Here is a 20,879-nt window from a genome sequence, read left to right as displayed (position 1 = left end):
CAGCATGACGAGAGTTAGATATTAATATGACCAAAGCACGCCGGACATTCGCGATTATCTCTCACCCCGATGCGGGTAAGACGACGCTGACCGAGAAGCTGCTGCTGAAGGGCGGCGCTATCCATCTGGCGGGCGAGGTCAAGGCGCGGGGCGACAACCGGCGGGCGCGGTCGGACTGGATGAAGATCGAGCAGCAGCGCGGGATTTCGGTGACCAGTTCCGTCATGACCTTCGAGCGCAACGGCATTGTCTTCAACCTGCTCGACACGCCGGGCCATGAGGATTTTTCCGAGGACACCTATCGCACCCTGACCGCCGTCGACAGCGCGATCATGGTGATCGATGCGGCGTCCGGCATCGAGGCACAGACGCTGAAACTGTTCGAAGTCTGCCGGATGCGCAATGTGCCGATCATCACCTTCGTCAACAAGGTCGACCGCGAAGGCCGCGACCCGTTCGAACTGCTCGACGAGGTCGCCGACAAGCTCGCGCTCGACGTCTGTCCGATGAGCTGGCCGACCGGCATGGGCGGGCAGTTTGAAGGCGTCTATGATCTGGTCAAAAACCAGCTGCACCAGCCAACCGGCGACAGCAAAATATATGACGGTGTGACCCAGCAATTCACCGGCCTCGACGATCCAAAACTGGCCGAAGTGCTGAGCGAAGGCGCGCTCGAGCGACTGACCAGCGAAGGCGAACTGGCGCAGGGTGGTTATAGCAGCTTTGACCTAGAGGCTTATCAGAACGGCGATCTGACGCCGGTTTTCTTTGGTTCGGCGCTCAAGCAGTTCGGCGTCGAGGAGCTGATCGAGGCGATTGCCGATTACGCACCCTCGCCGCGCCCGCAACCGGCCGAACCGGCTCCGATCGATCCGGAGAGCGACGATGTCACCGGCTTCATTTTCAAGATTCAGGCCAATATGGACCCGCAGCACCGCGACCGGATTGCCTTCATGCGGCTTTGCTCCGGCGAGTTCAAACGCGGTATGAAGCTAACGCCGTCCGGGCTGGGCAAGCCGATTGCGATTCACAGTCCAATTATGTTTTTCGCGCAGGACCGCGAAATTGCCGACACCGCGGAACCGGGCGATATCATCGGTATCCCCAATCACGGCACCTTGCGGGTTGGCGACACCTTGTCGGAAAAGAACCAGGTGCGGATCACCGGCCTGCCCAATTTTGCGCCCGAAATCCTGCGCCGCGTCATCCTGCGCGATCCGACCAAGACCAAACAATTGCGCAAGGCTTTGGACGATCTGAGCGAAGAAGGCGTCGTGCAGGTTTTCTATCCCGAACTGGGCGCCAACTGGATCATCGGCGTGGTCGGGCAATTGCAGCTCGAGGTGCTGGTATCCCGCCTGCAGGCCGAATATAAAGTCGACGCCTTTCTGGAACAGGCCCCGTTCGAAACCGCCCGCTGGATCAGCGGTGATGAAGCGACCTTGAACGCCTTTGCCAATATCAACCAGTCCAGCCTTGCCCGGGACCGCGATGACAATCTGGTGTTTCTGGCCAAATCGGCCTGGGATGTCGGCTATCAGGAAGAGCGCAATCCTGACCTAAAGTTCAGCGCGACACGCGAGCGCTAATCCGGTAACTCCGGGTCATGGCCAGCAAATCCACGACCCAAAAAGCCTTTCAGGCGATCACCATCGATGACGAAGGTCGCGTCTGCGCCGATATCCCGGAAAGCGCCTGCAATCAGGAACCGGGCAATTTCTTCAAACATGTAGGCTCGCTGGCGCTGACCAAAAGCGCCGACGGGCTGATCGACCCGAAGCTGGTGCTCAGCTGGCTGATGACGTCGCTGGGCGCGCCGGTGGCGCTGATCGGACTGCTCGTCCCGGTCAGGGAGGCAGGCGCCTTGCTGCCGCAGCTTCTGACCGCCGGATATTTGCGGAAATTGCAGCGCCGCAAATGGGCATGGGCGGTCGGATCGCTGGTACAGGGTCTGGGAGCAGCCGCGATCGGGCTGATCGCGATCACCATGACCGGTGCGGCCGCGGGCTGGGCGATTGTGATCGCGCTGGCGATATTGGCGCTGGCGCGCAGTATCTGCTCGGTCTGCTACAAGGACGTGCTCGGCAAGACAATCGACAAGTCCCGGCGCGGCACCGCGACCGGTCTGGCAGGCTCTATCGCGTCGGTCAGCGTGATTATCTATGCGCTCGCTCTATCGTCCAATCTCGTCGACCGGATGCTGCTGGTCACCGGCGGCCTGTTTCTGGCCGGCATGGCATGGCTATTGAGCGCCTTGTTGTTCGCTAGCTTGAAGGAAGAGCCCGGAGCGACCGAAGGCGGGAAATCCGCGCTGAAGGAAGCCTATAAAAATTTCGCCTATTTGCGCGATGATCCACAGCTCGTCCGCTTCATCCTGACCCGCGGCCTGTTGACCGCCACCGCATTGGCGCCGCCGTTCATGATTGCCGTCGGCAGCCAGGCCGGGGAAGGCTATGACAAGCTCGGCTTTCTGGTCCTCGCTTCGGCCCTCGCCAGCCTGTGCAGCAGCTTCGTCTGGGGTCGCCTGTCCGACCGGTCCAGCCGCAAGGTGCTGGTCTTCTCGGCAATGGTGGCGGCGCTCATATTGGCCGTGACAAGCTGGCTCGCCTTCGCCGGAACGCTGAGCGGCGGCTATATATTGCCGGTGCTGCTGTTCGGCCTGATGATCGCCTATCAGGGCGTGCGCCTCGGCCGGTCAACGCATCTCGTCGACATGGCCGACAAGGACAGCCGCGCCGCCTATACCGCGCTGTCGAATACGATCATCGGATTGCTGTTGCTGGCGGGCGGCGTTTTCAGTCTGGTCGCGAACTGGTTTGGCGGGGAGATGGTGCTGGCGGTGATGGCGGGAATGAGCGGGCTGGCGATATGGGCGGCGTTTGGGTTGGACGAGGTGCAGCGGGGGTGAAGGTACCCTGCGGTCGGCGATGAACCTTTAGGAAATTTTCGAGGGTAGACCGCTCCAAATCGGGTCTTATCAACCTTCATCCTCTCCCATAGGGAGAGGCAACTGCAGCTTGTCAGCTTTGCTGATTAGCGAAAGTCGGTGAGGGGTTTTGAAACTTGGAAAGATCCACTCCCTCACCGAGTGCGACTAGGCCTGTCGGCCAAGTCTTACTTGCCTCTCCCTATGGGAGAGGATGGTTCGGTTTCACCGTCATCTGATCCGCGAATTTCGCTGCCATTGGGTTGGATCCCAGCCTTCGCCGGGATGACGTTGATTACTATGAACAAGCCCGAGTCAATAATGATATCGGCATTGCGCTATTTCCAGCACTTGCTCTGCCCCTTCGCCACGGACGCGATAGACCAGGCGGTGCTCGCGGTTTATACGCCGCGACCACCAGCCTTTCAGTTGGCCGCGCAATGGCTCTGGCTTGCCGGTACCGCGGAAAGGCGTCCGGCGACATTCCTCTATCAGCGAATATATTCGTTCGGAAAGCTTTGGATCATGTTCCTGGAAATATCGATATTCCGGCCAACTTTTCCCGGAGAATAATACATTCACTGCTTGAAAAGCTCAGGCTCGAATCCCTCTCCGGCATCAAGTTGCCTTATCGACTCCAGCAAGCGTTCGGCATTTTTTGGTGAAGACAGTAAATGGATAGTTTCTTCCATACCGGCCCACTCACTCTCCGAGATCATGACCACCGCCTCGCCATTTTGACGGGTAATTTTCAGGGGAATCTTGTCCGCCACGACGCGATCCATCAGCGCCTTGAGATTGGCGCGGGCCTTCGAGAAATTTTCCATCAACATGCTGGACTCAACTTGTACCTAATGTTGTACAATGTCAAGATGACTCTTGTCACCCCAGCGAAGGCTGGGGCCTAAACCAGGTTCGCGAACCTCGCTGCCATCGGGTTGGATCCCGGCCTTCGCTGGGATGACGGGATCACCCGCGCAACAAGAACACCGCATGTTCCGCCAGCAGGTTCGCCAGGCCGCGCCCGGTCTGCTTGTCGCCGCTGAGGAACCACTGCCCTTCCTGCGTATATTTGCCGTCCTGCACCAGCGCGCGGAAATCGTCGATCGTGACATGGTGGATATTGGGCGTGTCATACCAGCTTTGCGGGATCAGGCGGGTGACCGGCATCCGGCCGCCGAACAGCAAGGAACTGCGCACCCGCCAATGGGCGAAGTTGGGGAAGCTAACGAAGGCCTGGTTGCCGATGCGCAGCAGCTGGTCGACCATGATGTCCGGTCGGTGGGTGGTCTGCAGCGTCTGGCTGAGGATCGCATAGTCGAAACTGCCGTCGGGATAGGCGGCCAGATCGGTGTCGGCATCGCCCTGCACCACCGACAGCCCCTTGGCGACCGCGCTGGCGACATTGACCGGATTGATCTCCAGGCCGCGGGCATCGCAGCCCTTTTCATCGCGCAGCGCCGCCATCAGCGCGCCGTCGCCGCAGCCGATATCGAGGACGCGGCTGCCCGGCGCGATATTATCGGCGATGATCTGCAGATCGGGACGGAGTCGGGTCATGCGGCCACCCTTGTTTCGTCATGCTGAACTTGTTTCAGCACCCCTTTGTTCGCGCTCGCTGCCTGTGTTATCAGGCGCGATGGGCCCTGAAACAAGTTCAGGGTGACCATGGATATAAAATTGCTCATCGGCCCTCTCCCGCCTTCAGAAACCCATCGACGATCCGGTTCATCTCGGGATTGTCGAGCAGGAAGCTGTCATGGCCGAAGGGGCTCGACAATTCCATGAAGCTGACTTCTGCCCCCGCTGCGTTGAGCGCGTGGACGATCGCCCGGCTTTCGCTGGTCGGATAGAGCCAGTCGGTATCGAAGCTGATCAGGCAGAAGCGGGTTTTCGAGCCCCGGAAGGCATTGGCCAGCACACCGCCATGGGCCTCGGCGAGGTCGAAATAGTCCATGGCGCGGGTGATGTAGAGATAGCTGTTGGCATCGAAACGGTCGACAAAGCTGATCCCCTGATGGCGGAGATAGGATTCGACCTGGAAATCCGCATCAAAGCCAAACGTCTTGGCGTCACGATCCTGCAGCCGGCGACCGAATTTCTCGGTCAGGCCGGCTTCCGAGAGATAGGTGATATGCGCCGCCATCCGGGCGACCGCGAGGCCGCTGCTCGGCGGATCATCATCCGCATAATAAGCCCCGCCACGCCAGCGCGGATCGGCCATGATTGCTTGCCTTCCGACCTCGTGAAAGGCGATATTCTGCGCGCTGTGGCGGGCCGCCGATGCGATGATCACCGCCGAGCCCACCCGATCCGGATAGAGCGCCGCCCAGCTGACCGCCTGCATCCCGCCCATCGAGCCGCCAACGACGACGTGCAGCCTTTCTATGCCGAGATGATCGATCAGCAAGGCCTGCGCGCGCACCATGTCGGAGATGGTCAGAACCGGAAAATCCATGCCCCAGGGTTTTTCGGTCGCGGGATTGACCGTCGCCGGCCCGGAACTGCCGAGACAGCTGCCGATCACATTGGCGCAGATGACAAAATGCCGGTCGGTGTCGATCGGTTTGCCCGGTCCGACCATCCTTACCCACCAGCCGTCCTTGCCGGTCAGCGGGTGTTTCGAGGCGACATATTGATCGCCGGTCAGCGCATGGCAGATCAGGATCGCGTTGCTGGCGTCGGCATTGAGCGTGCCATAGGTTTCATAGGCGAGATCGACGGGCGCGAGCTGTGCCCCGCTGTCCAGCGGCAGCGGTCCGAGCAGGCGAACCTTCCGATCCAATCCAAAGCGGGCATCTTCAGTCATCAACACGGGAGCTAAGCGGCGAAATCCCGAGCGTCAAACGATAATGCTGTTGACTGACAGGCCGCAAAGGTTAGTCCGGCGACACGGAACATCTTCAGACAAGCGGACCAAGGCAATGAGCGGACCAAAACCTAAAGACTGGATCATGGGCATTGCCCCTTATGTGCCCGGCAAATCGACCGGCGCGGATGGCCGCAAGATCGTCAAGCTGTCGGCCAACGAGAACCCGCTGGGCTGCAGTCCCGCGGCGGCACAATCGCTGAACGCCGCTTCCGGCTCGGTCGATCGCTATCCCGATCCCGGCTCGACCCAATTGCGCGAGGCGATCGCCGCGAAACATGGTCTCGATCCGGCGCGGATCATCTGCGGCACTGGTTCGGACGACGTGCTCCACCTCGCCGCCAATGCGTTCAGCGGGCCGGGCGATGAAGTGATCTACGTCAAATATGGCTTTGCCGTCTATGATATCGCGGCGCGGCGCTATGGCGGCACGCCGGTGGTCGCCGACGACAAGGATTATGGCACCGACGTCGACGCCATTCTCGCCAAGGTCACCGACCGGACCAAGGTCATATTCATAGCCAACCCCAATAACCCGACCGGCACATTCACCCCGCGCGCCGAGATCGCCCGCCTGCATGCCGCCCTGCCCGGCCATGTGCTGCTGGTGCTCGATGCCGCCTATGCCGAATATATGGACGAGGGGCAGGATGATGGCGCGATGGAACTGGCGAGCAACCAGCCCAACGTGCTTGTCACCCGCACCTTTTCCAAGATTCACGGACTTGCCGCCGAACGGATCGGCTGGGGCTATGCGCATGCCGATATCATCGGCGCGATGAACCGGATCCGGTTGCCGTTCAATGTCACCACCGCCGGCCAAGACGCCGCCGTCGCCGCGCTGGCCGCCGACGATTTTGTGACCATGAGCCGCGAGCATAATGCCAAATGGCGGCAATGGCTGAGCGACGAGATGGGCGCACTCGGCAATCACGGCCTCAAGGTCGTGCCGAGCCACACCAATTTCCTGCTGGTCCTGTTCGAGGGCAAGGTGACCGCCGAACAGGCCAATAGCGCGCTGATGGACAAGGGCTATGCGGTACGCTGGCTGCCCGGACAGGGGCTGGTCAACGGCCTGCGCATCACCATCGGCACCGAAGAGGAAACCCGCGGCGTGGCCCAGGCCCTGCGCGAGATACTGGAAGCCGCCGACTGATGCTGCCTTTTGCCAATATTGCGATCATCGGTATCGGGCTGATCGGCTCGTCGATTGCCCATGCCGTGCGTGAAGCCATGCCAACCGCGCGGATCACCGGATATGATGCCGATCCGGCGGTGCGGGCGCGGGTCATCGAACTGGGCTTCTGCAACGATGTCAGCGACTCTGCCGGAGCAGCGGTCACCGACGCCGATCTGGCCATCCTCTGCGTACCGGTCGGCGTGATCGCAGAGGTTGCCGCCGAAATTGCCGACGACCTGCCGGACGATGCCATCGTCAGCGATGTCGGGTCGTCCAAGGAAAGTGTGCTGGCCGCTCTGGCCAAGGCGCTTCCCGGCGCCCGGATCATCCCGGCCCACCCCGTCGCCGGCACCGAGAATAGCGGCCCGGATTCCGGCTTTGCGACCCTGTTCCAGGACCGCTGGTGCATCCTCACGCCCCCGGAAAGTGCCGCCGAAGGCGATATCGAGCGGGTGAAGGCCTTCTGGGAAAAGCTCGGCGCCAATGTCGAGATCATGGATGCCAAACATCATGATCTCGTGCTCGCGGTGACCAGCCATTTGCCGCATCTGATCGCCTATACGATCGTCGGCACCGCGTCCGATCTGGAAGATGTGACCCGCGGCGAGGTGATCAAATATTCCGCCGGCGGCTTCCGCGATTTTACCCGCATTGCCGCCTCCGATCCCACCATGTGGCGCGATGTGTTCCTGTCCAACAAGGACGCGGTGCTGGAGATGCTCCAGCGCTTCTCCGAGGATCTCTCCGCCCTGCAGCGCGCGATCCGCTGGGACAAGGGCGACGAACTGTTCGACCTGTTCACCAAGACCCGCGCGATTCGCCGCCGGATTATCGAAGAAGGCCAGGACGATGCCGCGCCCGATTTCGGACGTACGCACGATTAACGCTCTTTAGTCGCAGCAAAGCCATCGCCGGGATATTGCCTGCCTCCGCGCGATCCTAGTTATTGATAGCCGGCAGGAACTTTACAGCGTTGGCCGCTTTTGTTTTCCGCGACCTTTGCCCCGAAGCCGCAGATTTCTCGCCTTTGTTGGTCCGCGACCGCTCGTCTAGTGTGACCTTCCGGATTACCCTCGACCCGGTCCGCTAAAAACAGGCGGCAGCAGCAAGCGTGATCATTCCATCCCAATTGTCAAAGAGCCCGTCCTGCCCATGGCGCAGGATCTTTGGCGATAATAGACGGTCGAGATTGGTGTAGGACAGCGCTATTTGGATGACGGGTTCAGGGATCGTTACAGCATTTACGCCTCCCCTCTCTGTTCCCCGCCGCAGGGCGGGGTCCAGTCGATCGGACAGGACTGTTCCGGGCGCCGCCCTTCGGCGGCGAACGCGCTTCAGAAAAACCGTTCGTGCTGTACTGGTCGAAAGCGTTTTTTTACAACGGGATATACAATGCCAAAAATTTCGGTACGATGCCGGGATACCCAACGGCAACAATCAGTTGGGAACCGCTAGGGGAGTCTGGATTTGGCCGAAACTACAGCGACCGAGGTCGCGCATTCCAACCATGGTGCCAGCAATGGCGGGAGCCCGGACACGGGTTATGGAACCAGGAATTACCGCAACTATATTCTCGGCATCCTGCTCACCGTCTATATTTTCAATTTCATCGATCGTACGATCATCAATATATTGACCGAGCCGATCAAGGAAAGCTTCGGGGTTGAGGATTGGCAGATGGGACTGCTCGGCGGCCCGGCTTTTGCGATTCTCTATACATTTGTCGGCATCCCGATCGCCCGTTTCTCCGAGAAGAACCACCGGGTCTGGATCATCGCCGGATCGGTGGCCTTGTGGAGCCTGATGACCGTCTTATGCGGCTTTGCCACCAGCTTTATCGCATTGTTCATATTCCGTATCGGCGTCAGCATCGGCGAAGCGGGCTGCTCGCCGCCCGCCAATTCGATCATCGCCGACTATTTCATTCCCAGGGAACGCTCGACCGCCGTTTCGGTCTACGCGCTGGGCATCCCGCTGGGCGGCATGGTCGCCTATGTGTTCGGCGGCTTCATTGTCGGCAATCTCGATGGCCCCACGGTCGCTGCGATGTTCAACAGCTGGAACTGGACCTGGGCGGCGAACGCGCTCGACTGGCAGAATATCGAGGGATGGCGCGTCGCTTTCGTGGTCGTCGGCGTGCCTGGTCTGATCGTCGCGATGATCGTCAAGATGACGATCAAGGAGCCGCCCCGCGGCTATACCGACCCGGTGGAAATGCAGAACAAGGCGCAAGTCGGGTTTCGCGAGGTCTTGAAAATATTGTCGCAAAAGCCCGCCTATTGGCACGTCACCATGGGCGTCACCATCGCCTCGTTCGTCAATTATGGCGTCGGCCAGTTTTTCGTGTCCTTCCTGATCCGCACCCATGAACTGTCGATATTTGACGCCTCGGTCAAAGTCGCATTGGCGCTGGCGGTCATGGCGTCGATCGGGACCTATATGTCAGGTTTTCTGGCGGACAAATATGCCGAGCGTTTTCCCAAGGCGCTGGCCCTGATACCGATGTTCGCGCTGCTCGGCGTGATTCCCATGCACGTTGTCGGCTATCTGGCGGAGAGTCTGTGGCTGGCGGTCCCGCTGATGATGGTCGGCCAGATGCTGCTCTATACCTATCTTTGCCCACTCTATGCCGTGCCGAGCGGGGTGGTCGACAGCCGGATGCGGGCAACGGCGGTGGCCGTGACCCTGTTCATCGTCAACCTGCTCGGTTACGGACTCGGACCGCCGCTGATCGGCGGCCTGTCGACGATATTGAACGCGACCTTCCTGTCGGGGCTGGATCCGGCGCTGACGCTGGAGGCGTGCAAGGCAAGCAATCTTGCGGTGGCCGCCCAGACCGCTTGCGATTCGGCCAATGCCGACGGACTGCAATGGTCGATGATCCTGTTCAAATGCCTCTATCTATGGGCGGTGTTCCATTTCTACATGGCCAGCCGCACCATTCAGCGCGACATGGGGCGGTAATATCCCAATCGGATGACGGTGACAATTTGCTGGCTGCAGCAAAGTCTCCGTCATCCGATCCGGATAACCCAAATGGAAACGGCAGCTATTCGGTCGTCTTGCCGTCAAAATGCTCATGCTCGTTTGCAGCATCAGCCGCAGTGGCATGGACGGTTCCGTCGATATGTTCGGGTGGACCGTAGATGGTGTAGAGCCGAAGCGGTTCCTTGCCGCTGTTCACGACATTATGGCTGGCGCCCTGCGGCACGATGATACCGTCATCGGCCTTGACCTTGTTTGCCTTGCCATCGATCCAGATTTCCCCGCTGCCCTCTTCGATCCGGAAGAACTGGTCGCGGTCGTCATGGACCTCCATTCCAATCTCGTCGCCGGGCTGGAGGGTCATCAGCACCAGCTGCAGATTATGGCCGGTGTAGAGCACCCGGCGGAAGTCATTATTTTCTTCCGTCAAAGCTTCGATATTGTCGACAAATCCCTGCATTCAAATTTCCTTCAATTGGCGCTGGTCGGCTGTTCCGGCCCTTATTCGCTTTCGCCGCCGTCCTGCATTTCCTTTTCCCAGGTTTCCTTTGCCGCAACCTGGGCCGCTTTGCTAGCATCCGCAGTCGCCGCCGCCGCTTTGATCACAGCCTTTTGTGCAGAATCCGCAGCCTGTTTCGCGGCGGCGGTGTCGGATTCCAGTCCCGCCATCAGCGATGCGTTGGTTTCGAGAACCGCTGCGCTGGTGGCAGCCACGGCCTCTTCCACCAGATCCTGCGCCTTGCGGGCATTTTCATTCACCGCCAGATCGATTTCGGCATTGGCTGCCATGATGCGGGCTTGCGCCTGTTTGGCGGCAGCCTCGGCCTCGATCGCCATTTGTGCGGCGGCCTCTTTGTCTTTCTGTGCTTCGGAACAGACCGCAAGCTTCGCCGCCATCACCGCCATTCTGGCCGCGTCATGCGCTTCCATCGCCGCTTTGCTGGCATCATTCTTGGCCGCTTCCATGCTTCCCCGCGCATCGGCCATCGCGTCATTTTCGGACGTGCTGCATTCCGCACCGTCATCGCTGTCTGTTTTCTGGGTGCAGCCTTGAACCGCGAGGGATAGGGCCAGCGCGGTGCCAATTGTTGATATTGTCTTTTTCATGCCTCGGGCTCCTTGAAGATATGGGTGGCGAGATATCATCATCGCCTTGGGTAGGGCCTCAAGACAATATGGGCATCGATTTGTAACTACGTAATTTCCACAACAGCGATTTGACAGAATGCTTTTTGGAGCGTTCGGGAGTCACGGCGTTTCAGACCGATATGAGGCGCAACCATCTAGGTGCATTTACGGATTTTGAGCCATGATATCCGGTCGTAAATAGCAGCCGCGAGTTTGATCAATCCGGATTCCAACACAGTCTGGATTTACCACAACCAAATATTTGAGCGCTGCCGTTGCCCTGATTGGAGAAAGACTATGACCGCCGCTACCCAAGATGATCCTTCGGTTTTCGAAGAGAAAATATCCAGCAGCCGTGGCTGGATAATGGCGACCGGGATCATCATGATCCTTGCCGGTACAGGCGCGATAGTCTTTCCGCTGATCAGCAGTTTCGGCGTAGCGATATGCGTTGCCGTTTTGCTGGTCATTGCCGGAATTGCCCAGATCATACAGGCCTTCAGCTTTCACAAATGGAGCCGAATTCTGCTGGCTGTGCTCGTCGGCCTTCTGTGGCTGGCCGCTGGCATCTTGCTTATGCTCCGGCCCCTGGAAGCTATTTTCGTGCTGACCATCTTTGTGGCCGCGGCATTTCTGGCAGAAGGTGTTTTGAAAACCATATTTGCCTTCAAGATGCGTCCCGCGACCGGCTGGGGCTGGATGCTGTTCAATGGCATCGCCGCCGCCGCTGTCGGCATATTGCTCTGGTGGCAACTGCCCTTTTCCGCCCTCTGGACGCTCGGCTTGCTGGCAGGAATCAACATCATCATCTCCGGCTGGACACTGGTGATGCTGGCATCAGCCATTGGCAAAACAACCGAAACACCTTCGACCGCAAAGAGCGCCGCTCGATCAACCAAACCCGATTCCCCCGAAGCTAACCTCAAGGAAATATAAAATGACCAATCAAAGCCATCTTCACAGCTATATTGAACGCGCCAAGAATCGCCTCGACGAAATTGACGCCTCCGTCGCCCATTTTGAGGCACGGGCACAGGATGTGCAGGCAGATGCCCGCGCCAAGGCGGATGCAGCGATTGCCAGGATGAAGGCCAACCGTGACGCCTATCAGGCGTGGGTTGCAGAGAATCAGGAAATCGGGGAGTTGGTAACCGCCGAAGCCCGCAAGGATATGGAAGCCGAATGGGCCAAGTTCGAAGATAATGTCATGGCCTATTTTGATGCCGCGGCCGGAATGTACGAACAAGACAAAGCCTATTTTCAGGTGCGTATCGAGGCGCTGAAATACGCCTGGGAAAAAACCATGGAACGCGTCAGGAAATCGGCAAAGACATTCCAGGCGAGCAGCAAGGCAGAAGTAGATGCTGCCGTCGCAAAGCTGGAGAAAAATGAGGACATTGCCATCGCCAAGCTGAAAGACCTGAACAAGGCAGGCGCTGCATCATGGGCGGCGGTGCGTGACGCATTATCCGCATCGCGCGCGGCATTCGACAAAGCGCTCGATGAAACGCAATCCGCCTTCAAAAAGGCGATGTAATCAACCGGGCACATTCAGCGGAATGCGGGGATGCCTCCCTCCCTCATTCCGCCAATATATGTACTCCATGTTGAAAGGCCCGGGTTTCCTGTCTGGAAACCCGGGCCAATTCTTTTTGGGTACCGGCAAGCACGACGCCAGCCAGCTGTTACGGAGCTGAACCGGAAAGCCCGAGCCGCTTACAGCCGCTCTAGCGCCAGATTGATTTCCTGCAGGCGATCGCCGTTGACCGTTGGTTTCATGCCATCATCCGATGCGATCTCGAGCTGCTTTTCGCCATAGGCCCAGCGCTTGAGAATATCGGCCTTGATTGGATCCGGCAGGTCGGTGGCCAACAGCCTGGCCGGCGTTTGAAATACACCAGCGGGATTGCCCAGCAGCGACTCGATATCCCAGCCTTGCTCTTTCGCTTCGGACCGCAATGTTTCGAGATAGAGATCCCGGTCAATCCTTGCCTTGACGCATCGTTCGGTCGGCAGGACTTCACCGGCGATATAATATTCGCCATTGGGGAGATAGGAATAGGGCACGCCGCGATAGGCTTGCAGCTCACCGGGGAATGTTTCGCCATTATAGCGGTCTTCCAGGACGGCATGGGTCGCGGGCAGTTCGTGAACATGGACATCCGAGCCGCTATGTTCGGCCAGAATCCTTACGGCGCGCGCTTCATCTGCGGCATTCCATGTCCGCACCCATAAAAGCAGTCCGCCGCGTTCCAGCTGGTCCTCGATGATATCGGCGTGATGCTCTCCGATCAGCTTTGCGAGGACCGCGCCAATCGCTCCGCCGCCGATCCCGCCGGCTGCGGCGGCGATGATGGCCGCGCCAATAGCACCGCCCGATGCCACGACTGCGGTGAGCGTCGCCAGCGCGCCGACATAGATCAAGCCACCGAACACGCCGCCTTCTGCATCGCCGATCGCGTCCGTCGAAATATAGGCCGTGGTGGGAACCGCCGCCTCGTCTTCCAGTTCTGTTACCGAAGTGAAGCTGTGCCCCAGTTCCTTTTCAACCGCGGATAGGGGCGCGAGCAGGCTGAGTTCCGACCGATGGAAACCATGGGACATCAGATCATCGACCGCCGCCTGAAGCGCGGTTTCGGATGGAAAGACGCCAACCGCTTCGCGGACGGTGGATATTGGTTGTTCAGACATATTCTCTTCTCCGGACTCTATAGGGGAAAAGTGCGATATTATCCGTCATCCGCCCCTTCCCGACCATGAAGCCTTGCCCTAACCCGTCCTCGCCGACAGATAACCACGTAATCTCCCTTAGCTGGATCTGGCAGACAAGACCGGCCGGCCCGGTTGCCATTCGGAAACGGAGCGGGACAAACTGGAAAAGCCGGTTGTTCCTAGTCGTTCAGCATATTGATGGCGGCGTGTACCCGGTCGCGGATATCCTCGCGGTCGAGCCCCGGTTCGATCTCCGGCTGCACTTCGTAGGTGATCACCCCGCTTTTCTGGACGAACGTGTCGCGCGGCGAGACGATGCCGCTGTTCAGCGCCACCGGCACCAGCGGGATGCCGAGCAGCTTGTAGATGCCGGCAAAACCGGTCTGCAGCTCCGGCCGTTCGCCATGATGGGCGCGGCTGCCTTCGGCGAAGATGACGATCGGGCGGCCTTCCGCCACCGCTTTCTTCGCCTGCTTGATGATCTGCCGCATCGCTGCGCCGCCGCCGTCGCGGTCGATACCGAGCAGACCGTGCCTGGTGGCGATCCAGCCCCACAGGGGAATGACCAGCAGCTCTTTCTTGGCGATCACCACCGGCTTTTCGAACAGGCGCAGCAGATCGATGGTTTCGAACATGCTTTCATGCTTGAACACATAGAGCAGCGGCTCGTCGCGAATCTCGCCGCGGACCTCGACCCGGATGCCGAGAATCAGCCGGGCGCAGACATAGTGATAGCGGCTCCAATATTGCGCCATATAATAGATGGTCGGCGGCCAGAAAAAGGCGCCGAGAAAGGTGGCGATGATGATCGGAACCGAGCCGATGTAGAAAACCGCCATGAAGATCAGCGAACGGATGACGGACAGCATCTCAGACCCCCGCCAGAGCGGCCAGACGGCGCATCAGATATTTGTTATATTCGGTGAACAAGGTGCCGAGCGAGGGGCGCGTCTGGACGGCATCGGAGAGGATCCGGACATCGGCCGGCATCGCCCGTTCCAGTTCCAGCCGGGCCCGGCGCATATGCCAGTCGGAGGTCACCAGGCGCACCGACTTGTCGCCCCGCCGCGCCGCCCAGCGGGCGATTTCCAGAGCATTGGAACGCGTGTCCACCGCCTGGAAACCGAGATCGATGCAGCAATCGAACAGGTCATCCGGCCGGTCATATTCGGCGGCGAGTTCCGCCGGCTTCACATCGCGGTCGACGCCGGAGATCAACAGCCTGCCCCCTGATTTGGCCTCGAGCATGTCGAGGGCCCGGTCGATGCGCCCGGCACCACCCGTCAGGACAACGACCGACCCGGTATGGGCGTCATCGTCCGCCGGACGCGGCAGATCGATGGCAAACCAGGCAAAGCCAATGATCCACAGCAGGATCAGGAAAGAGAAGAAACGCAAAATCATCCGGCAGGCTATAATATCTTTTTCAGGGCGCCGATGACCGTTAATCGGGCGGTCACCATGGCAAGGAACATCCCCAATATCGGAATGGCGGCAATTATCAACCAGCTCCACCAGTCGAGACCGACGGATTCGACCAGTCCGGACCCCAGCGCGTTCAGCTGGATGCTGATCAGCCAGATGATCGCGGTGCCGCCAACCAGCCCGATCAGGCCGCCGAGCAGGGCGTCCAGGGCGATGCGCCGCTGGAACAGGCGGCTGATCTGCTGGTCGGTGCCGCCGAGCAGATGCACGACCGCGATCGTTTCACCATGGGTGTTGAGCGCCGACCGCGCCGAAATGATCACCGCGGCCCCGGTCGCCAGAGCGAGCAGGCCGACCAGACCGAAGGCGATCCACTGCAGCGATCGCACCAGCGCAATGACCGGCGCGATATAGCCGCTGCTCGGTTCGACCCGGGCGCCCGGTGCAATCGCCTGCAGCGCGCCGCGCAGGGACTGATATTCTGCCTCCGTCGCCACCCGCACCAGTTTCAGATCGATCAGCGCGGGGAGCGGGATATCGTCGGCCAGATCCTGCGTACCCAGCCATGGCTCGATCAGCGCTTCTATTTCCGCGGGCGGCAGCACCCGGACCTCTTCGATCAGCGGCAGGGCGCGCAGCCGTTCGGCGGCGGCGGTGGCCTGACGGCGGCGGATTTCCGGATTGGCTTCGATAATCTGCACCGTCGCCCGGCTGGACAGTTCGTCGGAGACATCGCTGATCGCCCGGTTCATCGCCAGCCCGGCGGCGGCGGCAAGGACCGTTAGAAAGATCATGATCGCGATCACCCAGGGCATCGGACCGGACAGGCGGCCTTCGGGTATCAGGCGCCGGTCATGGGCGGGAATGGCGAAAAATTTGAACATCGGCCCTGCGCCCTACTGCCTCTGGTCTTTGGGACGCGGCGGGTGGCGCAGCGATCCGGTCGGATCGGCAAGCATGCCTTTTTCCAACCGCATCATCTGCGCGCCGGGAATCTTGCTGAGCAGATGAATGTCATGGGTTGCCACCACGATCGTCGTTCCCAGCGTGTTCAGCGCCTCGAACAATTGCAGCAGGCGGATCGCCATTTCCGGGTCGACATTGCCGGTGGGCTCGTCGGCGACCAGTATTTCCGGCCTGCCGATCACCGCCCGGGCAATCGCCACGCGCTGCTGCTCGCCGCCCGAGAGCGTTGCCGGCCGGGCCGATGCCCGGTCTCCCAGCCCGACCCATTCGAGCATTTCCGCCACCGGGACTTCCAGATCCTTTTCGCGTACCCCGGCCACCCGCAGGGGAAGCGCGATATTGTCGAAGGCAGACAGATGCGGGACCAGACGGAAGTCCTGAAAAACCACGCCGATCCGGCGGCGGAAGCCGGGCAGACGCTCGCGCGGCATGGTGACCGCATCCTCGCCGAACAGCCGGATCACACCGCGGCTGGGGCGCTGCGACAGATAGAGGAGTTTCAGCAACGATGTCTTGCCGGCACCCGAGGCCCCGGTGAGAAAATAGAAGCTGCCCGGAAACAGGGTGAAATTGAGATCGGCCAGAGTTTCCGCGCCCGCACCATAGCGCAGACCGACATTTTCAAATCGAACAATTTCGTCCATTATGCTCTACATTCCAATATCGCGGCGAAATATTGCCCGGTCGCCTGACCAATAGGCCGTTAACACCCCCCAAATCAACTCCGCTGTCAGGCAACGACAGGCGATTCGTCAGGAAAACGCGGAAAAACCCGATTCGGTCTCAAATCGGTCAAGCAGCCACTTGCAGTTTATCCTCATGGCGTGTTTAGAGGGGTGTCATGATTTTGAATTGCCCGGCTTGCAAAACCCGTTATCTCGTGCCCGACAGTGCCATCGGACCCAATGGTCGTTCGGTTCGCTGCGCATCCTGTCGCCATAGCTGGTTCCAGGAGCCTCCGGTTCTGGAAGAGGCGCCGGTCCGGGAAAAGCAAAAGGACGAGAGCGCCCCGCCCGCGCAGACTCCACCCGCTGCCAAGGCAGAACCGGTGGTCGAGCAGGACTGGGAACCCAACCCGCCTGCCTCTCCGGTCACGCGTTCGGCCCCGCCGCCACCGATTTCCGTCACCCCGGGCTATGCCGCAGGCGAAAGCAGCTTTGCCCACGAACCACCATTCAAGGCGCGGCGCAATCCGGCGAAGCTGTGGACCATGGCCGCCATTGTCTTTGCCGCCCTGGTGCTGGCCGCGGGCGCCGCCTTATATTATTTCGGACCACCGCAATGGGTCTCCGACTATGAATTTGCCTCGACCGAGGAAACCCCGCTGCTGATCGAACTGAGCGAGAAGCAGGATCGCCGGACCCTGGCCGACGGTACCGAATATTTTGCCGCCAGCGGGACGATCATCAATCCCACAACCAATGACGAGGCGATCCCGCCGATGCTGGTGATCCTGCGCGATGCCGGTGGCCGGATCGTTTACAGCTGGAAAATGAAGGCACCGGCAGCATCGCTCGCACCGGGTGCCAAGATCAATTTCAACGAAGCCAAGCTGGATGTGCCGCGCGCCGCAAGCCAGCTGGAGGTCGGCTGGGCGGATCAAAGCCGCGAATAGACGCTTTTCCCGGCCGGTTCAGTGAAATTCCTGCAATCGGATCAGCTGGCCATCGGCGCTTTCGGCCACGCCGGTCGAGCGGATTGTGGCCGTCCCGAATTTGTCCTCTCCCTGACGAAAGCCCCGCAAGTCCCGCCGGTCGAGCGGACCACCAAAATCGATCACTTCCGCGCGCAGGATTCTGGCGCTCGCCACGGCCTGCACCTGCGACGGTCCGGCAGCGGCCTCGACCGCGGGCCGGTCGGGCGTTGCGCCGAGCAGGAGCATGAAAAGAAACAGACCGTCCATGGCCATGATAAAGCGGACCTGGGCGGGCACGAACAAGGTCAATAGAAGGTTAACAGCTGCCTCGACCGGCATTTTTCTGCGGATCGCGGCTGCTGCGCCGCCGGCTGTGCTTTTGCGGGACATAATCGGGCCACCGGTTAACGGAGAAACGAGATCGCGACGAATATCTGTTGCGGCTGGGAAACCCCTTTGCTAAGGGCACGCGCCTACCCGGGACTTTGCTGTCCCAAGCTAGAGACAGTGCGGTCGTGGCGGAATTGGTAGACGCGCAGCGTTGAGGTCGCTGTGGGGTTAATACCCCGTGGAAGTTCGAGTCTTCTCGACCGCACCATTTCAGACTTTACCCGGAAAACCGCCATTGCTGCCCGGGCCAGGCAGTCAGGATGGGCACCAAGTCTGCAGAAGCGGGCCGCAGAGCGCAACAAGCGCATTTGGGTTCATTGCGAACCAACGGCGCCTGGCTCGCAACGTCATGCAAGCAGACAGCTTCCTCGACGCGATTGAAACGTCAGCTTCCGCCCCACATATCGCCATTCTGGTCGTCCGAAACCGCACCCAGAAGCCGACCTTCAGGCCGCGCCGTCCCACTCGATCCGCTCCATTGCCCACCCGTCGTCACCCTCAAGATTAAAGCGCATCCACTTGTCAAAAGTAGAAAAATCTAGGTTGCGAGGCGAAATCTTCGATATGCCGTTCGCGACGGCTTCCTTTTCAAGGTCCGCGAGCCCCTGATGGAATGCCCACAGCGCAACCTGTCGCCAATTATCGTCCACTGATAGCGTTCGTTCATTTGCCCAGTAAATATTGTTCGCTGCGTCGGTTGCTGACAAGTCTAGCATCTCAGGCCAGAGTGCCTTTGTGCTTTCAAACAAATCGCGCTTGTCGATTGCCACCCCAATTTTCCTTACCCAGTACCTATTGCCTGATTATGGCCTAGACGGGTCGGAGGCGCAATGACCGCTTCGTTAATTGGTCAGAACGAAACCTGCCTGTCCGCTTCCCACCCATTTATTGCCATTGGGGCGCAAGCAGATAATTCGTGGTCAATGGCCGCTCTGAAGATGAACATGCTTTAGGAATGGGGCAACCGTGACCGATGTGCTCGCCCGAGGGTAGCTCGGCTGAAATTCAGCAATGATTCGGGTGCCCGTCTTTAAAGCCTATGGGGCACCATTGCAGACAAATTGCGGAGTGGATTGCGGCTCTCGCGCAGGCCGGATGGTTGCGACTATCTGCCAATTTGGAAACATGCCCTCTTGAGCCACTATTCCCGCGTCCCCTCTGGCAGGGAAACAGCCGGTCAGGCAAAATCATCGATGACCAGCCATGCCGGAGACGGGCCTCGGCACCGGCGCCTGATTTCTAGCGGATAATTGCGCTGTGTAACCACCGGCACCGGTTGGCCGAAGATAATATGTCTTTGGTCGGAAGCGGGTTGCGATCGGGCGGCCGCCAAATATGCAATTGACTATGGTTAAAGGCATGAGGCAATGTTCCCTGGTCGAGAACCATGAAGTGATGGTAATTTAGATGTCCGCAAATGTTATCCTGCTCGCTGCCCAGCGCCCCGGAATCACCGATCCGCTGGCCACTGCGCACAATATGTCCCACAAATGCATCATTCCTATCGGCGGCAAACCGCTGATCATGCACGTGCTGGAGACATTGACCAGCCATCCCGCCGTGGCCGACATCGGCATCTCGATCGAACCGGACGCATTTGCCGCGCTCGCCCCGATCATCGAGGCACTGGGAGATAGCGGCAGGCAGATCCGCTGTATCCCCTCCGAGCCGAGCATCACCGACAGCGTCATCGCCGCGATGGACGAAATGGGCGACACGCCCACCATGATAACGACGGCGGACAATGCGCTGTTGACCGCCGTCGCCATTCAGAAAATGGCCGACGCGCTGCTGTCCGATGCGGATGTCGCGGTTGCCCTGACCACCAAGCCCGCCGTGCTGTCGACCCATCCGGAGGGGCAGAACCGTTTCTACACCTTTTCGGATAATCATTATTCGAATTGCAATCTTTACGGCCTGTCCGGCACCCATGCGCTGGCCGCGGCGGAAATTTTCCGCGGCGGCGGGCAATTTGCCAAGAAAATGGGCCGGATCGTCGAAAGCTTCGGGGTGCTGAACCTGCTGTTGTTGCGGTCCGGCATGGTCAGCCTGGATTTCGCAATGCGGCGGATATCCAGACGTATCGGTCTTCGCGTCAAGCCGGTGGTCCTCGAAGAGGGGCGCAATGCGATCGATGTGGATAATGAGCGGACATATCGGGTTGTTGCCAAATTGCTGGAGCAGGACGCGAAACGCGCCAGCGGATAGCCGGCCCCTGCAAAATTGACCCCGATGATCATGGCGGGGGAAACCTCCACGGGAATGGGTGGACATATCGTCCGGGCCAGCGCGCGGTCAGGTGGAACCCGTTTCACCGCCCTCGTAACCGCCCTCGCGCAGCCATTTCAGCGAACCGGGATTCATGCCCTTGAACTTGGGCGCACCGGATAGCGGCGCCAGAAGCAGGGGACTGTCGTCCGCAAGCTGCCATTTGATGCGGTGATAGAGCTTCGAGCGGGTCAGTTCACTGCTGACGAGATACAGATCATCATCGACCTGATACCCGTCGCCATGGAGATCGAGCGGGCTATCGGGGCTTTCCGGGCAATATAAGAGATAAAGGGTCATGACGGATCAATAGCTCTCCCGAGCCGTACAGGCGAGGGGATTTCGGCATCGCGCCGCGCCGAGCCCGTTTGCGGCCCTGTTGCCGCTTGCCGGG

23 protein-coding genes and 1 tRNA gene are annotated in these 20,879 nt (G+C 59.8%); 10 read left to right on the top strand and 14 right to left on the bottom strand.

Going from position 1 to position 20,879, the window contains the following annotated elements:
- Positions 1-26 precede the first annotated feature (26 nt).
- Positions 27-1,589, top strand: coding sequence for a peptide chain release factor 3 (locus tag CHN51_RS05695; protein ID WP_100093162.1), 1,563 nt, complete (start codon positions 27-29; stop codon positions 1,587-1,589).
- A 17-nt stretch (positions 1,590-1,606) separates the two neighbouring features.
- On the top strand, positions 1,607-2,908 hold the full coding sequence (locus CHN51_RS05690) for an MFS transporter (RefSeq protein WP_100093161.1): 1,302 nt from the start codon (positions 1,607-1,609) through the stop codon (positions 2,906-2,908).
- A gap of 333 nt (positions 2,909-3,241) precedes the next feature.
- Here the strand turns inward: CHN51_RS05690 and CHN51_RS05685 are convergent, their stop codons facing one another.
- The 4 genes from CHN51_RS05685 to CHN51_RS05670 all read right to left on the bottom strand — a co-directional run bounded on the left by CHN51_RS05685 (position 3,242) and on the right by CHN51_RS05670 (position 5,735).
- Positions 3,242-3,508: a Txe/YoeB family addiction module toxin gene (locus CHN51_RS05685; protein WP_100093160.1), complete on the bottom strand. Its 267-nt coding sequence runs from the start codon at positions 3,506-3,508 to the stop codon at positions 3,242-3,244.
- Positions 3,505-3,759: a type II toxin-antitoxin system prevent-host-death family antitoxin gene (locus tag CHN51_RS05680; protein ID WP_100093159.1), complete on the bottom strand. Its 255-nt coding sequence runs from the start codon at positions 3,757-3,759 to the stop codon at positions 3,505-3,507. Before CHN51_RS05680 ends, CHN51_RS05685 begins: the two co-directional genes overlap by 4 nt.
- A gap of 136 nt (positions 3,760-3,895) precedes the next feature.
- Positions 3,896-4,486 (bottom strand): methionine biosynthesis protein MetW, encoded by a 591-nt coding sequence (gene metW / locus CHN51_RS05675; RefSeq protein WP_100093158.1) that lies wholly within the window; start codon positions 4,484-4,486, stop codon positions 3,896-3,898.
- A gap of 124 nt (positions 4,487-4,610) precedes the next feature.
- A complete protein-coding gene (locus CHN51_RS05670) occupies positions 4,611-5,735 on the bottom strand; it encodes a homoserine O-acetyltransferase (RefSeq protein ID WP_100093157.1) in 1,125 nt (374 codons plus the stop codon).
- Between the two features lie 115 nt (positions 5,736-5,850).
- Here CHN51_RS05670 and hisC point away from each other — a divergent pair, with 115 nt between their 5' ends.
- From hisC to CHN51_RS05655, 3 genes are all read left to right on the top strand, one after another.
- Entirely contained in the window at positions 5,851-6,951 is a 1,101-nt protein-coding gene (gene hisC / locus CHN51_RS05665; RefSeq protein ID WP_100093156.1) for a histidinol-phosphate transaminase, read from the top strand.
- A complete protein-coding gene (locus tag CHN51_RS05660; protein WP_100093155.1) occupies positions 6,951-7,859 on the top strand; it encodes a prephenate/arogenate dehydrogenase family protein in 909 nt (302 codons plus the stop codon). Before hisC ends, CHN51_RS05660 begins: the two co-directional genes overlap by 1 nt.
- Positions 7,860-8,442: 583 nt before the next feature.
- Positions 8,443-9,939, top strand: coding sequence for an MFS transporter (locus CHN51_RS05655; protein ID WP_206169990.1), 1,497 nt, complete (start codon positions 8,443-8,445; stop codon positions 9,937-9,939).
- 85 nt (positions 9,940-10,024) lie between these two features.
- On the opposite strand, the gene CHN51_RS05650 is transcribed toward CHN51_RS05655, so the two are convergent.
- Together CHN51_RS05650 and CHN51_RS05645 are read right to left on the bottom strand one after the other, a co-directional pair.
- Positions 10,025-10,420: a cupin domain-containing protein gene (locus tag CHN51_RS05650; protein ID WP_100093153.1), complete on the bottom strand. Its 396-nt coding sequence runs from the start codon at positions 10,418-10,420 to the stop codon at positions 10,025-10,027.
- Between the two features lie 41 nt (positions 10,421-10,461).
- Positions 10,462-11,067 (bottom strand): hypothetical protein, encoded by a 606-nt coding sequence (locus tag CHN51_RS05645; protein ID WP_100093152.1) that lies wholly within the window; start codon positions 11,065-11,067, stop codon positions 10,462-10,464.
- A 318-nt stretch (positions 11,068-11,385) separates the two neighbouring features.
- On the opposite strand from CHN51_RS05645, the gene CHN51_RS05640 reads away from it, so the two are divergent.
- Positions 11,386-12,024 (top strand): HdeD family acid-resistance protein, encoded by a 639-nt coding sequence (locus CHN51_RS05640; RefSeq protein WP_100093151.1) that lies wholly within the window; start codon positions 11,386-11,388, stop codon positions 12,022-12,024.
- Between the two features lies 1 nt (position 12,025).
- A complete protein-coding gene (locus CHN51_RS05635; protein ID WP_100093150.1) occupies positions 12,026-12,625 on the top strand; it encodes a hypothetical protein in 600 nt (199 codons plus the stop codon).
- 179 nt (positions 12,626-12,804) lie between these two features.
- On the opposite strand, the gene CHN51_RS19975 is transcribed toward CHN51_RS05635, so the two are convergent.
- The 5 genes from CHN51_RS19975 to ftsE all read right to left on the bottom strand — a co-directional run bounded on the left by CHN51_RS19975 (position 12,805) and on the right by ftsE (position 16,835).
- On the bottom strand, positions 12,805-13,779 hold the full coding sequence (locus CHN51_RS19975) for a hypothetical protein (RefSeq protein ID WP_206169988.1): 975 nt from the start codon (positions 13,777-13,779) through the stop codon (positions 12,805-12,807).
- 200 nt (positions 13,780-13,979) lie between these two features.
- The gene (locus CHN51_RS05625; RefSeq protein ID WP_100093149.1) at positions 13,980-14,669 is read right to left on the bottom strand and encodes a lysophospholipid acyltransferase family protein; all 690 of its coding nucleotides are present in this window, start codon (positions 14,667-14,669) and stop codon (positions 13,980-13,982) included.
- A gap of 1 nt (position 14,670) precedes the next feature.
- Positions 14,671-15,204 (bottom strand): YdcF family protein, encoded by a 534-nt coding sequence (locus CHN51_RS05620; RefSeq protein ID WP_100093148.1) that lies wholly within the window; start codon positions 15,202-15,204, stop codon positions 14,671-14,673.
- A gap of 8 nt (positions 15,205-15,212) precedes the next feature.
- Positions 15,213-16,109 carry an FtsX-like permease family protein gene (locus CHN51_RS05615; RefSeq protein ID WP_100093147.1) on the bottom strand — a complete coding sequence of 299 codons (897 nt, stop codon included), beginning with the start codon at positions 16,107-16,109 and terminating at the stop codon, positions 15,213-15,215.
- 12 nt (positions 16,110-16,121) lie between these two features.
- A complete protein-coding gene (gene ftsE / locus CHN51_RS05610) occupies positions 16,122-16,835 on the bottom strand; it encodes a cell division ATP-binding protein FtsE (RefSeq protein WP_100093146.1) in 714 nt (237 codons plus the stop codon).
- A 197-nt stretch (positions 16,836-17,032) separates the two neighbouring features.
- Here ftsE and CHN51_RS05605 point away from each other — a divergent pair, with 197 nt between their 5' ends.
- A complete protein-coding gene (locus tag CHN51_RS05605) occupies positions 17,033-17,806 on the top strand; it encodes a zinc-ribbon domain-containing protein (protein ID WP_100093145.1) in 774 nt (257 codons plus the stop codon).
- An 18-nt stretch (positions 17,807-17,824) separates the two neighbouring features.
- On the opposite strand, the gene CHN51_RS05600 is transcribed toward CHN51_RS05605, so the two are convergent.
- Complete coding sequence (locus CHN51_RS05600; protein ID WP_100093144.1) at positions 17,825-18,217, bottom strand: hypothetical protein; 393 nt, start codon at positions 18,215-18,217, stop codon at positions 17,825-17,827.
- A 119-nt stretch (positions 18,218-18,336) separates the two neighbouring features.
- Between CHN51_RS05600 and CHN51_RS05595 the strand changes: the two genes are divergently transcribed.
- Positions 18,337-18,425: transfer RNA gene (locus tag CHN51_RS05595), tRNA-Leu, on the top strand.
- Between the two features lie 238 nt (positions 18,426-18,663).
- Here the strand turns inward: CHN51_RS05595 and CHN51_RS05590 are convergent.
- Entirely contained in the window at positions 18,664-18,987 is a 324-nt protein-coding gene (locus tag CHN51_RS05590; protein ID WP_100093143.1) for a hypothetical protein, read from the bottom strand.
- Positions 18,988-19,624: 637 nt separating this feature from the next.
- Between CHN51_RS05590 and CHN51_RS05585 the strand changes: the two genes are divergently transcribed.
- The gene (locus CHN51_RS05585) at positions 19,625-20,425 is read left to right on the top strand and encodes a nucleotidyltransferase family protein (protein ID WP_100093142.1); all 801 of its coding nucleotides are present in this window, start codon (positions 19,625-19,627) and stop codon (positions 20,423-20,425) included.
- 87 nt (positions 20,426-20,512) lie between these two features.
- Here CHN51_RS05585 and CHN51_RS05580 read toward each other — a convergent pair whose 3' ends face one another.
- A complete protein-coding gene (locus CHN51_RS05580; protein WP_100093141.1) occupies positions 20,513-20,785 on the bottom strand; it encodes a hypothetical protein in 273 nt (90 codons plus the stop codon).
- Positions 20,786-20,879: the final 94 nt, after the last annotated feature.

It is taken from the genome of Sphingorhabdus sp. YGSMI21 (genome assembly GCF_002776575.1).
Taxonomy (GTDB): Bacteria; Pseudomonadota; Alphaproteobacteria; order Sphingomonadales; family Sphingomonadaceae; genus Parasphingorhabdus.
Note: the sequence above shows the minus strand (reverse complement) of the source record. Positions and strands in the feature narration are given on the sequence as shown.